Here is a 203-nt window from a genome sequence, read left to right on the forward strand (position 1 = left end):
TATAGTACTGTTACTTTTGTTAAAATGGCTATTAAACACTTTGGTTATATTCCTGAAATTATTCAAACCGATAATGGTTTTGAATTTACACATTTTAAAGATACTAAAAGAGTTCATCCTTTTGATAAACTATGTAATGAATTGGGTATTAAACATCAATTAATCAGACCTAGAACACCTAGACACAATGGCAAGGTTGAAAG

1 protein-coding gene is annotated in these 203 nt (G+C 28.6%); it reads left to right on the forward strand.

Translation table 11 applies throughout. The features are described 5' to 3' along the window. The coding region (locus VJI93_RS09365) for a DDE-type integrase/transposase/recombinase (RefSeq protein WP_324009412.1) at positions 1-203 on the forward strand (203 nt) is incomplete at both ends.

The organism is Parvimonas sp. M20, from assembly GCF_035282425.1.
GTDB lineage: Bacteria > Bacillota > Clostridia > Tissierellales > Peptoniphilaceae > Parvimonas.